This window comes from Sorangium sp. So ce363 (assembly GCF_051520435.1).
Lineage (GTDB): Bacteria > Myxococcota_A > Polyangia > Polyangiales > Polyangiaceae > Sorangium > Sorangium cellulosum_B.
The window spans coordinates 1,948,386-1,963,480 of record NZ_CP150333.1 but is presented as its reverse complement, the minus strand read 5'-3'; the positions used below and the strand labels follow the sequence as shown (position 1 = coordinate 1,963,480).

At 71.0% G+C, this 15,095-nt stretch carries 14 protein-coding genes; 5 read left to right on the top strand and 9 right to left on the bottom strand.

Annotation, left to right across the window (positions count from 1 at the left end):
- The first annotated feature begins 115 nt into the window (after positions 1-115).
- The 4 genes from WMF12_RS07555 (at position 116) to WMF12_RS07540 (ending at position 3,743) form a co-directional block, all read left to right on the top strand.
- Entirely contained in the window at positions 116-1,291 is a 1,176-nt protein-coding gene (locus WMF12_RS07555; RefSeq protein ID WP_437869744.1) for a polysaccharide lyase, read from the top strand.
- A gap of 205 nt (positions 1,292-1,496) precedes the next feature.
- A complete protein-coding gene (locus WMF12_RS07550; protein WP_272101125.1) occupies positions 1,497-1,862 on the top strand; it encodes a DUF2089 domain-containing protein in 366 nt (121 codons plus the stop codon).
- A gap of 2 nt (positions 1,863-1,864) precedes the next feature.
- Positions 1,865-2,512 carry a YIP1 family protein gene (locus WMF12_RS07545; protein ID WP_437744936.1) on the top strand — a complete coding sequence of 216 codons (648 nt, stop codon included), beginning with the start codon at positions 1,865-1,867 and terminating at the stop codon, positions 2,510-2,512.
- Positions 2,513-2,639: 127 nt separating this feature from the next.
- Positions 2,640-3,743: an alpha/beta hydrolase gene (locus WMF12_RS07540; protein WP_437869743.1), complete on the top strand. Its 1,104-nt coding sequence runs from the start codon at positions 2,640-2,642 to the stop codon at positions 3,741-3,743.
- An 81-nt stretch (positions 3,744-3,824) separates the two neighbouring features.
- On the opposite strand, the gene WMF12_RS07535 is transcribed toward WMF12_RS07540, so the two are convergent.
- From WMF12_RS07535 to WMF12_RS07510, 6 genes are all read right to left on the bottom strand, one after another.
- Positions 3,825-4,769, bottom strand: a complete 945-nt coding sequence (locus WMF12_RS07535) for a bestrophin family protein (protein ID WP_437869742.1) — start codon at positions 4,767-4,769, stop codon at positions 3,825-3,827.
- Positions 4,766-5,431, bottom strand: coding sequence for a carbonic anhydrase (locus WMF12_RS07530; RefSeq protein WP_437869741.1), 666 nt, complete (start codon positions 5,429-5,431; stop codon positions 4,766-4,768). The genes WMF12_RS07535 and WMF12_RS07530 overlap by 4 nt, the downstream gene beginning before the upstream one ends.
- A gap of 200 nt (positions 5,432-5,631) precedes the next feature.
- Positions 5,632-6,405, bottom strand: a complete 774-nt coding sequence (locus tag WMF12_RS07525) for an acyl-CoA desaturase (protein WP_437869740.1) — start codon at positions 6,403-6,405, stop codon at positions 5,632-5,634.
- A gap of 286 nt (positions 6,406-6,691) precedes the next feature.
- Entirely contained in the window at positions 6,692-7,159 is a 468-nt protein-coding gene (locus tag WMF12_RS07520; RefSeq protein ID WP_437869739.1) for a hypothetical protein, read from the bottom strand.
- A 7-nt stretch (positions 7,160-7,166) separates the two neighbouring features.
- Positions 7,167-7,967 carry a hypothetical protein gene (locus WMF12_RS07515; RefSeq protein ID WP_437869738.1) on the bottom strand — a complete coding sequence of 267 codons (801 nt, stop codon included), beginning with the start codon at positions 7,965-7,967 and terminating at the stop codon, positions 7,167-7,169.
- A gap of 10 nt (positions 7,968-7,977) precedes the next feature.
- Positions 7,978-8,724: a hypothetical protein gene (locus WMF12_RS07510; protein ID WP_437869737.1), complete on the bottom strand. Its 747-nt coding sequence runs from the start codon at positions 8,722-8,724 to the stop codon at positions 7,978-7,980.
- A 514-nt stretch (positions 8,725-9,238) separates the two neighbouring features.
- On the opposite strand from WMF12_RS07510, the gene WMF12_RS07505 reads away from it, so the two are divergent.
- Complete coding sequence (locus tag WMF12_RS07505) at positions 9,239-9,766, top strand: hypothetical protein (RefSeq protein ID WP_437869736.1); 528 nt, start codon at positions 9,239-9,241, stop codon at positions 9,764-9,766.
- Between the two features lie 3 nt (positions 9,767-9,769).
- On the opposite strand, the gene WMF12_RS07500 is transcribed toward WMF12_RS07505, so the two are convergent.
- The 3 genes from WMF12_RS07500 to WMF12_RS07490 all read right to left on the bottom strand — a co-directional run bounded on the left by WMF12_RS07500 (position 9,770) and on the right by WMF12_RS07490 (position 15,041).
- The gene (locus WMF12_RS07500; protein WP_437869735.1) at positions 9,770-11,002 is read right to left on the bottom strand and encodes a styrene monooxygenase/indole monooxygenase family protein; all 1,233 of its coding nucleotides are present in this window, start codon (positions 11,000-11,002) and stop codon (positions 9,770-9,772) included.
- Between the two features lie 336 nt (positions 11,003-11,338).
- Positions 11,339-12,349 carry a P1 family peptidase gene (locus WMF12_RS07495; RefSeq protein ID WP_437869734.1) on the bottom strand — a complete coding sequence of 337 codons (1,011 nt, stop codon included), beginning with the start codon at positions 12,347-12,349 and terminating at the stop codon, positions 11,339-11,341.
- Between the two features lie 133 nt (positions 12,350-12,482).
- The gene (locus tag WMF12_RS07490) at positions 12,483-15,041 is read right to left on the bottom strand and encodes a M1 family aminopeptidase (protein WP_437869733.1); all 2,559 of its coding nucleotides are present in this window, start codon (positions 15,039-15,041) and stop codon (positions 12,483-12,485) included.
- Between the last annotated feature and the right edge of the window lie 54 nt (positions 15,042-15,095).

Here is a 15,095-nt window from a genome sequence, read left to right as displayed (position 1 = left end):
CCGCGCGCGCGACGCGCTGGAGGACGCGCTCGAGAGACCGAGGAGCCGCGCCGCGCCGGCGGCGACGCGCGGCTTCTCGGTTGACTGCCGGCCGGAAAACGCGTCGAATCCCGCCATGACTTCTACCGATCTCCTTACCGCACATCGATCCCTGCTCGCCCCCTCCCGAGCGCTCCTCGCGCGGCGACCTCGCCGCTCGCTCTCCACCCTGGCCGCAGCCGCGCTGGCGACGACGCTCACCGCGGGCGCCTCGGCGGCGCCGGTCTGGACCGGAGACTTCGAGACGGGCAATCTGAACCAGTGGAACACGACCCTGAACGGCGAGCACATCTCCGTGGTGACGTCGCCTGTCCTCCAGGGCACGAGGGCCGGGAGGGTCCAGCTCACCAACGACGCGAGGTGGTCGAACGGCATCAAGCGCGTCGAGCTGAACCACAAGCCGGCCGCCGGGCGCACGGCCGAGGGCGCCCAGACCTACTTCGCCTGGAGCTTCTATCTCCCCGAGGCGCTCGCGGCCGACCCGCCGACGCAGATCGGATACTGGGAGTCCGAAAATAGCTACAACCAGATGATGTCGTTCGAGGTCGTTGGACAGCACATCAGCTTCGCCACCCGCAAGCCCGACAACAAGGTGCACTGGGAGGCGGACGGCGCGGTGACGCCCGGCGTGTGGCACCGCATCGCGCTGCACATCCGGTGGTCGACGAACCCGAACCAGGGCTCCGTCGACGTGTGGTTCGACGGCAAGCAGGTCGTCACCGGCGGAAAGGCGCAGACGCTCGCCGACAACAACGCGCACTTCACGCAGATCGGCCTGCTGCGCAACCCGTCCGAGTTCACGGACAGCCCCGTCATCGTCCTCGATGACGCCGTGGAGGGGGACACCCTCGAGGACGTCCGCCCCGCGCTGCCCTCCTCCGGGGAAGGCGGCGCCGGTGGCGCGGGCGGCTCCGGCGGCGCAGGCGGCGCGGGCGGCTCCGGCGGCGCGGACGGCTCGGGCGGGAGCGGGAGCACCGGGACCGCCGGCGGCGGCGCCACAGGCGGCAGCGACGGCGCGGGCGGCGACGTGGCGCCCGGCCCCAGCGCTTCGAGCTCCTCCTCCGCCGCTTCCGGCGCCGGCTCCACCGGCGCGGGGACCGGCGGCACGGACGAGGTGGAGGTGGCCGAGGGCGACGACGGCGGCTGCAGCTTCCGCGCCGCCGGCTCGCCCGCGGCCCCCGCGCCCATGGCCCTCGCCGGCCTCGGCCTCATCGCGGCGCTCGCGTCCGCGCGGCGTCGCGAGCGGCGCTGAGCCGTCGCGAGCCGTCGCGAGCGGCGCGAGCCGTCGCGAGCGGCGCGAGCCGTCGCGAGCGGCGCGCGCCGCAGCGCCCCGGGCGGGCCGAAGCCGCGCCGAACACATGACGAGGGCGGTTCTTAAACAAAATTGATTTTCGGATCAATTTTCATCACATCGACATTGACAATATTGACCTCGGTGAGGACAATCCACTCATCCCGTGGCAAGATTTGTCGTCCGATGTCCTAGCTGTGATGGGGAGCTGCGCGCGACGCGGCTCGGCTGCCAGAGCTGCGGAACCAACCTGGATGGTCAGTTCGAGATCCCCGCGCTGCTCCAGCTGTCGCCGGACGATCTCGCCTTCGTGACCGCGTTCGTGCGCTCTTCAGGCAGCCTGAAGGCGATGGCTCAGGTCCTTCAGATCAGCTACCCGACGGTGCGAAATCGCCTCGACGAGATCATTGGCCGGCTCGACGCGCTGGAGCAGGGCGTCGCGCGGCGCCGGCACGAGATCCTGGATGCGCTCGAGAAGGGGAGGCTCTCCGCGAAGGAGGCCGAGGAGGCTCTGCGCAAGGTGGGATTATGATGATGACCACGCCCGACGAGAGAGTGCGCGCGCTCGTGCGCGACAACGTCATCAAGCCCGCGGAAGGCGAGCGGCTGCTCGCCACGATGTCGCCGCGGCCTCCCCTGCGCGGATGGCGGCTCGCGCTGAATCCATTCGAGCGCTTCGGCGGGGGGCTCGCCGCCGCGGCCGGGCTCGCCGTCGCCGCGCTGAGCGTCGCCGTCACGAGGCTCGGCGTTCGCTTCGACGGCTTCCTCGACCTGCACGCGGCGCCTGCCGTCATCCCGTACCGGACGGCGCTCCTCGAGCAGGTCGTCGCGTGGCCGTTGCCCGCCCTGCTCTTCTGGACGTATGCGCGGCTCCTGCGGCGCCGCGTGCGGCTCATCGACTTTCTCGGTGTGATCGGGCTGTCGCGCGCGCCGCTCGCGCTCGCCGCCGTCGCGCTCGGCCTGCTCGCCCCGCGGCTGCCGGCGGGCGCGCCCGCGTTCACCCCCGAGCTGGCGGTCATCGCCGTCCTCGGAACGGTGTGTCTCGTGTGGTCCTTGACGCTCCTCGTTCGGGGCTTCAGGAACGCCTCTGGCCTGCGCGGCGCGCCTCTGATCGCGGGGCTCATCGGCCTCGTGCTCCTGTCGGAGATCCTCTCGAAGGTCGCGCTCGCGCACCTCGGCTGAGTCATCGATCTCCCCGGCGCGCCGCCCGGCTCGCGCGGCGCGCTCTGCGGTGCTCGCGCGACCGCGAGGGCGCACCGGTGCGCCCCGGGCGGCGCTGCACCTCTCTCTCATCCTCGGAGGGCTCGTCATGTCATTGCGATCGGTTCTCGTGGTCCCGGCGCGCCGCGCCGCGCTCGCCGTCTCGTGTGCCGCCGCGCTCGCGTCGTCGCCCCTCTGCGCGGGCTGCGGCGCCGGAGAGCGCGCGTCGTCCGCTGGCGAGAGCGGCGCGCTCCCTGACGACACGGACGTTCCTGACACGGAGACGCCGACAACGCCGGACGCGCCGGGGTGTCCGGCGGCGTCCAGCGCCAGGACCACGGTCGAGAACGCGCGAGGCACGCTGGTTGGCAGGCTGGTGGTGCCGGCCGGGTGCGGGCCGTTCCCTGCCGTCGTGATCATCCCCGGGTCGGGGTCGACCGACCGGGACGGCAATCAGGTCGCCGCGGGCATCGAGCCGGACACGTACAAGCTCCTCGCGGAAGGACTCCGGGACAGGGGCGTCGCGTCGATTCGCTACGACAAGGCCGGCATCGGCGCGAGCGTCTCCGCGGCCCCCCGGACGGAGCAGGAGCTGCTCTTCGAGATGGGCGCCGACGACGCCGGCCTGTGGGTGAAGAAGCTCCGGGCGGACGGGCGCTTCGCGACGATCACGGTGGTGGGGCACAGCGAGGGCTCGCTGCTCGGTATGCTGGTCGCCCGGGAGACCGAGATCGACGGGTTCGTCTCGATCGCCGGCGCGGGCCGGCCCATCGGCGATGTCCTGCGCGATCAGCTCGAAGGCCTCCCGGACGAGGATCGCGAGAGGGCAAACGCGATCCTCGACCAGCTCGAGGCCGGGGAGCTCGTCACGGACATCCCGCAAAATCAGGTGTTCATGAGCCTGTTTCGGCCGAGCGTGCAGCCTTTCATCATCTCCTGGATGAAGCACGACCCCGCGGTGGAGCTCGCGGCCGTGACGGCGCCGATCCTCCTCCTGCAAGGGACGACCGATCTCCAGACCAAGGTCGAGGACGCGGAGCGGCTCGCCGGCGCGCGGCCGGACGCGACGCTCGTCATCGTCGAGGGAATGAGCCACACGCTGAAGGAGGCGACGCTGTCGAACGCGTCGCAGGCCGACGCGTACACCGATCCGAGCCTGCCTGTCGTGCCGCGCGTCTTCGAGGCGATCGAGGCGCTGATTCGGGAGGAGTGACGCGGATCCGGAGGACGAAAGCACCAGCTCGTTCACCTCGTCGAGGGCAGAAGGCCTCAAAGGATCGTGGGCGCGCCGGCATCAACGGACGAGCTCGCGCGGCGGAGTGTCGCTCTGCCCACGCGTCGGAGCGCTGCCGGGCGGCAGCGGCACCTCGACGGCGGCCGCCAGCACGTTGCGCTCGATCTTACCGCAGATCTCGTCGAGGGGCAGATGGCTCAGGCTCGTGAGCGCGAACGGGATCTGAAGCTCAGCGCCGATCTGCTCGACCGCCAGGATGGGATACGTGATGAAGAGCGCGGCGATGGGCGTGAACCAGCCGATCGATGACACGAGGGCCAGCGGCAGGGCCAGCAGGTAGACGGCGATGAAGCTGCGGGTCGTGAACGAGTAAACGCTCGGGATCGGCGTCGCGAGGATCCGCTCGCACCCACCGGCGTGCTCGAGCAGCCTGACCCGCTCGCGATCCAGCTGCAGGAACGCGAAGGGGTCCATGTGGTGCTGGTCACGAGCATCGCGCAGCAGCAGTGCGAGGCGGGCGCTTGCGTAGCTGGGCATGTGCTCCGCCCCCGCGACCGCGGCGGCGTCGGGCGCGCCGACCAGCGTCACGACCTCAGGCAGCGTCCGCTCGGCGCGCAGGCTGCGGCGCGTGACATGCGCGAAGACGGCCACCCACCGGGTGATCGCCTGCCGCCACGCAGCGTCGGCCGGCCCGTAGGCGAAGGCGGACACGGTCAGGTTGCGCGCCTGGTTCACGATGCTGCCCCAGAGCGTGCGGGCCTCCCACCATCGCGCGTAGCCCGCATTGGTGCGGAAGACGAGCAGCAGGCCGAGCACCACGGTCGATGCTTCGATCGGCTCCGGCCGAAGGGCGACGGAAGGTGCCCGCTGGTGCACCAGCACGGAGGCGACGGCCGCCAGCGCGAAGACGAGCATCCGCGGCAAGAGCCGCGCTGCGACGGCGCCCTGCAGCGCGAACGCCTCGTACCAGAAGTCCGAGCCGGGCAGGACGCGCCGGGCGCTCATGTCGGGACGTCGTCGAAGAAGTCCACGGCGCCCGTCGCGAGCGAGTACTCGGCGCCGATGACGACGGCGGCGCCGCGCGCGACCATCTCGGCCAGCTGCCCGCTCTGGCTGAGCTCCCGAACCGAGGCGCGCACGTTGGCGCGCGTGGCCGCGGCGAGGATCGCCGCGCGGTCGAGGCCGGGCTGCCTTGCCTCCTCGACCGCCGGCCTGATCCGCGCGAGGATCTCGTGGACAGCCCCGGAGGGCGGGGCGCCGCGCTCCGTCATCCAGTCCAGCGTCGCGGCGAGCGCGCCGCAGTGCGTGTGCCCCATGACGATCACCAGCGCCGTGCCGAACGCAGCGACCGCATACTCGACGCTGCCGACCAGCGTCGGGGCGACGACGTTACCGGCAACGCGCACCACGAACAGGTCCCCGAGCCCCTGATCGAACACGAGCTCGGCCGGGACGCGCGCGTCCGAGCACGACAGGACGATCGCGATCGGCGCCTGGGCTGCGACCAGCGCGTTGCGTGCGGCCTGGCTGAGCATGGTGTCGACGCTCCGCACGTTCTGGGCGAAGCGGCGGTTACCGTCGCGCAGCCTGCGCAGTGCTTCGCCGGCTGGCATCGGCTCACTGCGTGAGAGGCTCGACGGCACGTGAGGACGATCTGAGGGCGTCATGGGGACTGCCTCTAGCATGTCGCAATGGTTGTGCGTGATCGCCTGGTGAAGGTTCGAGGTCCACGCCCGAGCTCATCGTCGAGAAATCCATGAAGCGGGCGCCGGTTTTGCGGATATGCCCGCTGATGCGAGGCTTTCCCGTGAGCTTCTCAGGTATCGCCCGAGGGACGCCGAGAAAGCGCTGCTCCGGAGCGGGCTGCCTATCCGTCGGCCCGCGTGGCGTCGGGCTCAAGGCGGGCGACCTGACGCTTGTCGGGCATCTGGAGGATGCCCATCCAGGCGAACACGCGGATGACCTGATAGGCCGGGTCGATCTCAAACCACCGCACCGCGAAGCTGGGGCTCATCGAGTACTTGTGGTGGTTGTTCTGGAAGAGCTCGCCGAGCGTCACGAGATCGAGCGCCAGCGTGTTGCGCGAGTCGTCGTCGTTGTTGAAGTTGCGGTAGCCGTAGCGGTGGCCGCACCAGTTCACGATCGCCCCGTGCAGCGGGCCCAGGGTCCAGTGCAGCGGGACGAACAGGAACTGCCACCAGTGCGAGGCGAAGGCGATGTAGATGACGGCGTAGCCCGCGCCCCACGAGATGCGGCTGAACCACGAGTTGCCGATGCGGTCGAGCGTGCGCCACTCGGGGTAGCCGCCGCGGAAGCGCGGCTCCACGTCGGCGGCGCCGTCGCAGATGGCGTCGTAGAGCTTCTTGGTTCGCCACATCATCGAGGCGGGCTCGGCAAAGTACCGCGGCGAGTGCGGGTCCTTCGGCGTGTCGCTGTACGCGTGGTGCATGCGGTGCAAGATCGCGTAGGCCCAGGGGACGAGGTACGAGGAGCCCTGCGTCAGATACGTGAGGAGATGGAAGACTCGCTCGGAGCGCTTCGACATCGTGAACATCCGATGCGAGGCGTACCGGTGCAGGAAGAAGGTCTGGAAGAAGACCGCGAACGTGGAGTGCGCGATGAGGAAAATTGCTAGCTCCATGCGCGGGTTGTACACCGGAACCGGCCTGGCGGTAGGTTAGCGCACCGTCATAGTGAAGACGTTCGGATACCATCCGTATTTCGTTCTGCACGTCTCGGAGTTGCGTAGTTCCGTCCGTGACGACGATTCGCGACCGTCGAGACCGTTCGGACAGCAGCGGCGACGGGCGATGAGCCTGGCCATTGTCCTTGACGCTGGCACGCTGCGGTCAGGCTCGGCGCGCAGAGGGATCGAGCGTCCGTTGTAGACGCTAACGACACGGGCGCGCCGGACGTCGTCGGTCGCTCTAAGGGACCTGCGTCGCTGCAGCGATGATCGCCTTGACCTCTCGCAGCATCTCGGTCGTCTCGGCGCGCTGCGCCCCCTCGGCGAAATACGCCGAAAGCTTCTCCGAGCCCGCCCGGATCGCGTCGCTCTCCTCGCGCACCACGACGCGGAAGATCGGCCGCTCGGCGGTGCCCGCGAGGTCGACGCTGCCGTCGGCGGGCAGCGCGTCGCTCCGGTAGATCGCGAGCCGCTCGTCCCGGAACAGCTCTCGAAGAGCCGAGATCTGCTCGGCGCTGAGCTCTCCGCGGAGCGCCGTCGTCCCCTGGTGCCCCTCGAACGTGCCGCTCAGCTCGATCCAGACGACGGTCTCCTCGCCTGCGCCGCGGTTCACCTCGAGCTGCGCCCAGGGCGCCGGCGGGATGTCCGAGCCGGGGTGCCCGGCGCACCCTGCGAGGCACAGCGCGCCCCACAGGAAGCCGCCGAGCACCCCCCTCCTAGCAGGTAATGATCTTGCTACCATTGCTCGTGATGTTGAAGCAGGGATTGACGTCGAACATCGTGTTCAGGATCCGGTTCGCCTCGTCCCTCGCGAAGGCCTTCATCGTCGACGAGCTGTGCTGCGCGTCGGCCTCGAAAGCGTACCACCACAGCCACAGGACCTGATAGCCGTCCGCGCCCCGCCCGCTGGGCGACCCGATCCCGGAGCACCCATCCAGGTACTTCTCGTCGCACGACTCGCTCTTCGCAGGGCACTTGTTGCTGCCGTCGTTGCCGCTGTGGCCGCACCAGTCCGAGTGCCGCGACTCGTGGATCAACGTCCCGGCGCGCTCCACGACGTTCTCGTTGTAGAAGAACGGGATGTAGAGCTCCGTGTAGTCGTCGAACCCGCCCCAGGTCGTGTACGCCCGCTTCGACCCGTCCCCGCACCGCGCGTCGAGCTCGTCGAACTCACGAATCGTGTAGTTGCCGCCCCAGCGCAGGATGTTTCCGTTGAAGTCGTTCGTCTGGTGCGGCTCGTTCGGCGACGCGTAGTTGAGGAGCTGGATCGCCTGGAACGTGCGCGCCAGCGGCCGCCTCCGGTCGCACGCGGCCTCCCAGCCGAAGCCGTTGTCCCAGTCCCCCTTGTCGAAGTCGTACGCGTCCCAGAAGAAGTCGATCCACGGCTGCGTGCACCAGAAGCTCGTCATCACGCCGGGATCGGTCCCCCTCACGGTGTCGCAGGTGTCGGCGCGGGCCTCGGAGGCGACGCCGAGGAGCAAACAAGACGCAAGAATGGCGCTGATCGTGGTATTCATGATCGATCCCTCAACGAGTGATGGCAGGCGTGTCGGTCCGAGGAGCCACCTTGAATACCCGCGATCCGGGCTTCTCCGGCTGCGCCGGCCGACCGTTGTTCGGGTTGTAATCCTTGATGTCGGCGATATCGTCCGCGAGCGCCTTGCGCGCGTCGATCAGCTGGATCCCGCCGACGTCGATCCCGAGGGCGTAGAGGCTCGCCGCCGCCGGGTTGCGCAGGAGGTCGCCGGCGGAGTAGATGGCCTTCAGCTCCCCCGCGGCGCCGAGCGCCTCGAGCCCGGCGATCGCGCGCAGGCGAACGCGGTATTCATCCGCGAAGAGCTGCTCGTCGGCCTCGGGCTCGGGGAGCTTCGTCGTGGCGATCTCGTTCAGCGGCTTGATGCCGTCGCGCGCGCCGAGCAGGCCAAGGAGGTGAGCCGCCCGCCAGCGCATCTCGCCGGGCCTCGCCGATTCGGCCTTGTCCGGCGGGACCGACACCGACCACGCCTTGTAGACCTCGGCGACCACGGGGACGACCGTCGGGCCGATGGCCACGAGCTCCCGGAGCGCCCGCGTGAACTCCTCCTCGTTCCCGAACTCGCCCATCAGCGAGAGCTGCCTGTTCACCATCGCCAGGATGCACTCCTTGCTGCACTCGACGGCCTGCGACTCGACCGCCGTTTCCTCCGGCGCGTCCTTCTCGGCGGGCACGGCGCAGCCCGCGGCCGCGCCGATGAGAATGAAGATCATCGCTTTTTTGATGGAGACCGACGACATGGTTCACCTCGGGTTCGGTTCGTGTTCGGGCGCCCTCGCCCCCTCGACGGCGCGCGCGGCCGCAGCGCCTCCGCGCCGGCAGGCCTGCGCGCTGGTCTCACGCGAGCGCGATGATAGGGATGCCGAGCAGGCGCTCTTCCCGTCCCTCGACGTCATGGTGGGAATCGCCTGACCGACCGTGCGACCGACGGATGAACGTAATAGCAATCGTCAGGCCATGCGCTGAAGGCACGGCTGGGGGCCATGCGCGGCACCGCCGGAGGCCGCGCGCCGGGCGGCATATCCCCACTCTCGCAGCGCTTGGTCGTGGAGCGAGCGCCGGCTCCGCGTGATGCCCGGGTGCCTGTTGGAATGGTCCGGGCCCCGCTCGGAGGCCATGCCCTGGAGGCCGAGGCCTCCATGTGTGGAGGCTGGCCCCTCCAGCGCAACGCGCCAGGGCCGATAATGGCTGGCCCTGGCGCGGCCCCGCCATTTCGGTCCTCCCGCCGCCGGGGCGTGGTAGAAGGCGACGATCATGAGCAGGCTCTCCGAACGTGCGTTTGCCGAGATGGTCGAGGCCGGGTGTCCCGCGTGCGGGGGACAGAAGCTCAACCTGCGCTCGTATGTCGACGGGCTCGTGCCGCTCATGGAGGGCGAGCCCGTCGGGCCGGTCAAGTGGGTCTACAAGGGCGAGATGTTCGTCGACGGGCTGTACGAGATCACGTGCGGCGCGTGCCAGCACCTCGTGTTCAAGGACGACCGCTGCCCGAGGTGCCACGCCGAAGGCGGCCTCGCGCGCGGGCTCACGACGACCAACACGTACGCGGTGCCGGAGCGGTGCTCGCGGTGCGAGCACATCGAGGTGCGTTATATCGCGTTCGTGCCAATGCGCGTGAAATACGAGGGAAAGCGCGCGGACAGGGCACAGACGAGCGTCGAGCTGCACGACCCCGGCTTCCACGGCTATCGCGTCGACTGCAAGGACTGCGGCAAGATCGCCGAGCGCGCGGACGCGTGCCCGATCTGCGAGAGCCCTGCGCCGATCCGGGCGCGCTTCAGCTGATCGTCAGGCGTGGCTCGCGATGAAGCTGGCGGTCGCCTCGGGCGATGAGAGGATCGCCCACTGGCGCTCCGGGTACGAGAAGTTCGTGACGAACGCGTCGGCCACCGGCTGGCTGCGCGCGGCCGCGGCGAGGAGGGCCAGCGCGTGGTCCGGCGGCGGCAGGAGGAAGGCGTTCGTCCACTCCGTGGCCGCCCGGAGCCCGTTCCAGAGGCGATCCTCCAGGTCCGCGCAGAACGCCTCGTCGAACGCGGCGCCGGCGGCCGCCTGCCCGGCGATCTGCTCGGCGGCGAGCGATGCCGCGAGCGTGGCCATGTTCGCGCCCTGGCCCGTGATCGGATCGTGGGTGACGTGGAGATCGCCCAGCGCGAGCGCGAACCTCTCGCCGCCGAGGGGCGCGTACGCGCGGCGCACCACCGGCGTCACGGCGCCCGTCAGGTAGTCGCGCGGGCCGGCCACGCCGAAGCTCGCCCGATCGACGCGCTCGGCCGTGAGCGGCGCGTGCGCGAGCACCGCGTCGAGCAGCGCCGCGTCGAAGCGCGCCGGATCGTCCTCGTAGCGCATCCGCGTGATCGGCTCGAGCGCGCCGCCGGGGATCGCCTCGATGAGCAGCGAGGGCACGATCCCGCCGAGCGTGATGTACTGGTTCTCGAAGATCTCGCCGTGCCCCGGGGAGAGCTGGAACATGAACTCCATCGGCCCGGGCGGCATGCGGAGCCCGCGGACGATGCCCGCGAAGAGCCGCCGCATCGGCGCGGCGTGCGGGCTTCGCTCGGGGACCCTCGGGAAGAGGTCCGTGAGGCCCGCCCGCCCCGTGGCGACGACCACGAGGTCGTGCGCCGCGGCGAGGCCGCGGACGCCGGCCGCGTCGAGCGAGGCCCTCACCACGCGGCCGCCCCGCGCGACGAAGTCCTCGAGCAGCTGGGGCAGATAGACGCGCATGTCGATGAAGAGCGCTTGATCCGCGAGGCGGCCGACGAAGTCGATCGGCGGCGCGGCCGCGACGCGGATCCGGATGGTCCTTGTGGCATGTTCGGGCCCCTCCCAGTGCGCGACGCCGAGCGCCCGCTGGCGCTCCCGGGTCAGCAGGGAGAGCCCGACGGTGCTGGGCAGGCGCCCCGTCCGGATCTCGTCCGGCGTGCGCTCCTCGTAGAGGCTCACGTCGAGGCCCTCCTTCTGGAGGTGCAGCGCGAGATGCAGGCCGGCCACGCCGGCGCCGACGATCGCAATGGTGGGCATCCTTGTCCTCATCTCCTCTCAGCTGTGCGTGCGAGCTTCACGGCATGTGAGGTCCGCCGGGCTCTCGGCGCCCCCGACCACGGCGACATCACGGGAGCGGATCTCGGCGGCGAAGGCCCCTCACGCGGCGGCTCCGTCCGGCGGATCCATTGTCGCTACCGTCACCCCTCCGTGGTTCTGACCAGCGTAGTGGAAGTACGAGAACGAGTCGCGGCTTCCGTAGCGGAGGTACGAGCACGAGTCGCGGCTTCCCTAGCGGAAGTACGGGGAAGTACGAGCACGAGTCGCGGCTTCGAGCGCAGCACCGTGACTGGCTTCAGCGCGCGTCGACAGGCTTCATCCCAGGTCCCCCGCCGCCGGCAGGTACGCAGCGCCGAGCGTCACGCCCTGCGCCGCGCGGATGGCGCGCACCACGGCCAGCGTGCAGACCTCGGCCGCCATGACGCACAGAGTCATCATGCCGAGCGTCGCGCCGGACACGCCCGTGCCCAGCGCGAAGAGGGCATCGCCGTCGGAGAGCGTGTGCAGCGGGTTGATCGCGCGCGCCAGGCCGTCGTGCCCCACGGTGGCGAGGCGGCAGGCCTGGCTCTTGGTGAGCACGGCGTCGGTGGCGATCACGCCGATGGTGGTGTTGCTGCCCGCGAGCATGGGCCTGGGGGTGTCGCCCCGCAGCAGCGCGCGCCGCGTGTCCAGCAGGTGCGTGCCGCGCTCCGTGCGCGCGCCGGCGAGCACCTGGCCCGTCTCCGGGTCGACGACGTCGCCCAGCGCGTTGCAGGCGACGATGGCGCCCACGGTCACGCCGCCGACGCAGACGGAGGCGCCGCCGATGCCGCCCTTCATCGCGCGGTGGAAGCCGAAGATCTTGCCGACCACGGCGCCGGCCCCGGCCCCCACGTTGCCTTCGGCGGGGGGCGTGTTCGACGCGGCCTCGCAGGCGGCGTAGCCAGCGGCGGCGTCGGGACGGATACGCTGGTCGCCCAGCGCCAGGTCGAACAGCACGGCGCCGGGCACGATGGGCACGCGGGCGGGACCGACGGTCATGCCCACGCCGCGCTCGTCCAGCCAGCGCATCACGCCGCAGGCCGCGTCCAGGCCCCAGGCGCTGCCGCCGGCCAGCAGGACGCCGTGCACGCGCTCGACCACGTTGGACGGCGAGAGCACGTCGGTCTCGCGCGTGCCAGGCGCGGCGCCGCGCACGTCCGCGCCGGCGACGGCGCCCTCGCGCGCCAGCACCACGGTGCAGCCCGTGGGGCGGCGGCTGTCGGTGAAATGGCCGACCTGGATGCCGGCGACGTCGGTGATCGCGCCGGGGCGCGGGGAGGCGGACGCGGGAGCGCCGGGAGGCATGCGCTGAGTGTCCATGGCCCCGGGCGGCCGCGCCATGCGGCCGCGGCCGTCGCGTGGCACACGGCCGCGCAGCGCCGGCGGGCCTCGGCGCCTGCACGTGACGGATCGGATGGGTCGAGGCGCGGCGTCGTCCTCAGCAGCTGGACGGATCCGCGAGCATCGCGGCGGCCTCGGCGGAGAGCTCCACGCCGTCGAGGCCCCCGACGAACTCGCTCCACGCCGCGGCGTCGCCCTGGGTCAGCTCGCGGGCGACGCACACCACCAAACCGTCGAGGGGCGTCGTCGACGCCGCGCGCAGCTGCTGGCGCAGCGCGGCCAGGGCCTCCGCGTTCTCCGTCGCGGTGGGCGCCTTCGTGCGACTCAGCCCGTCGAGCGCCTGGTAGAGGAGCTCGAACACCTCCGTGGACGGGACGATCTCGGCGAAGAAGGCGCGGAGGGCGGGGACGTGCTCCGGCCGAGCGCGATCGATGTCGAGGCGGATCCTTGTCATGGCGAGCGAGCGCGCGCGCAGCGAGCTGGACTGCCTGGCGACGTTCCCCCACGCCGATACCACCGTCTCGAGCGGCAGCTCGAAGTTGTACAGGAACAGCAGGTGCGCGTCGGAGAGATCGCCGGCCGGTGGCCCCGCCGCGAGCGCCGACCACTCGTCCGCGTAGAGCGCCAGCGCGTCGACGACCTCGCCGCACGCCCCGTACTCCAGCCACGGCGTGAACTCGGTCCAGCGCGCGAAGGGCGGCCCCGCGAGCAGCGGCGCGAGCGCGCTCGACCACGCCGCGCGCAGCGCTGGATCCAGCGCCGGATCCGCGGCCCTGACGCACGCCGCCGCGACCGCCATGCCCTTGGCGTCCTCGGCGTCGAGACCGTCGAGGAAGGCCGCGAACGCGCCCGGGGCCAGGGTCTCCGGCAAGCCGACATGGAGGGCGGCCGTCTGGTGGACGCCGCCGGCCTCGAGGAGGTTCGCGACCTGCGAGGGGCTCGTGGGAAGGCGAAACGAGGAGAAGCGCGCCGCGTGGTCCTCCGGATCCAGGCTGGAGTCGTCGACCAGGTAGAACCAGGGGATGTGGCGGTCGAGCGGATCGAAGATCAGCAGCTCGCCCTCCTGCTGCGGGGCGACGTCCGCGCCCTGATCGAGCTCGAGCACCTGCGAGCGCGTCGTTCCGTCGTCCGCGATCCAGAGCAGCTCGAGCGGCGCGACGAGCGCGCCGTCCGGATCGCGCAGCGTCACGAGCACGCCGCCGGAGGGCGACCGCCCGAGATCGAGGTGCGGGAGCGCGCTGGCCCGGAGCGCCCGCCGCGCGCGGGCGGTCGCGTCGGGGCCGAGGTGCCGCGCGAAGGCGCCGAGGAACTCGTCCGTACCGATGGCGCCGAAGCGGTGGTCGTTGAGGACGTCGCGCAGCGTGCCCCAGAAAGACTCCTCCCCGATGAGGCTCCGGATCTGGGTGAGCAGCCACGCGGCGCGGTCGTAAGGTCCGCTCGTGTACTTGTCGTCGGGATCGCGGTCCGGATCCACGATGAGGGAGTCCACGACGGCCGCGAAGGAGTCGCCGTTCAGCGTCCCCTCGCCGCTCTCATCCAGGTAGAGGCGCGCGCCCTCCTCTGCGAGCAACGTCGCCATGCCCTCCTTGATCCACAGATCGTCCCAGGTCTTGACGGTCACGAGGTCTCCAAACCACTGGTGGCCGAGCTCGTGGATCGTGAGCCTCAGGTCGCCGGAGCTGGTCGGAGCGGTGCTCCGGGACTCCCCCTGGAAGGTGATGCCGAGGTTCTCGAGGCCGCCGCCGTACTCCGGTACGAGCACCAGCGCGTACTTCTCGAAGGGATACGGCACGAGCAGCTCCTCGAAGAGGCCGATCGAGCGGACCACCTCGTCGAGCAGACGGTCGTAATCGCCCGGGACGCCGCGCCGGTGCCAGACAGAGACGGGGAGGCTCCCCTTCATCGTGCCCTCGACCTCGAAGTCGCCGATCGCGAAGGCCATGAGGTAGATGGGCACCGTGTAGTCCGTCGCGTACTTCATGCGGCGGCCGGACGCGCCCTGCTCGTCGGAGACGAGCGTGCCGTTCGCGATCATCGTCTCCTGTGCGCCCATCCCGAGGTCGATAGAGAAGACGGCGCGGTCCTCGGGCGTGTTGTGGCACGGCATCCAGAGCGCGGCGTTGAGCGGCTCCGAGAGCGTGTAGACAGCGCGCGACGCGGCGGGGTCCCCCCGGCGGGCGGGGATCGCGTGGAGGGCGTCGCTCTCGGCGGCCTCGTAGTCGATCTCCAGCGTGATCGCCTGGTCCGCCGCGATGTCAGGCACGCGCGAGACGTCGATGAGGAGCGCCCGGAGCTCGGCGTCGACCGTATAAGGCAGGTCCGTGCCCCCGGCCAGCCGGACCGCCTTGACCTCGGCGACCGCGCTGTCGAGGCGCAGCGAGCGCAGGCCGTCGTCGCCTGGCAGGAACGTCACCGCGACCGTCGCGACCAGCCGCCCCCGGCTCCAGTCGAACTCTCCCGTCACCTCGTAGCGCTGGACGTCGATCGGCGCGCCTGGCGGCGGCTCGGGCGGAGGCTCGGGCTGCAGCTCCGTGTCGTCGGGCGGCGATTGCCCTGGAGCGGCGGGATCGGCGCCCGAGCACGCGGCCACGCACGACGCCAGGAAGACGGCTGCGAGCCACGTTCCCGGGCGGACAAGGGATCTGGCAAGGTCCATTCGAACACCTCGATGGAGCAAGGGACGCCGTGGACCTCCGTTGATTGGCTCCGC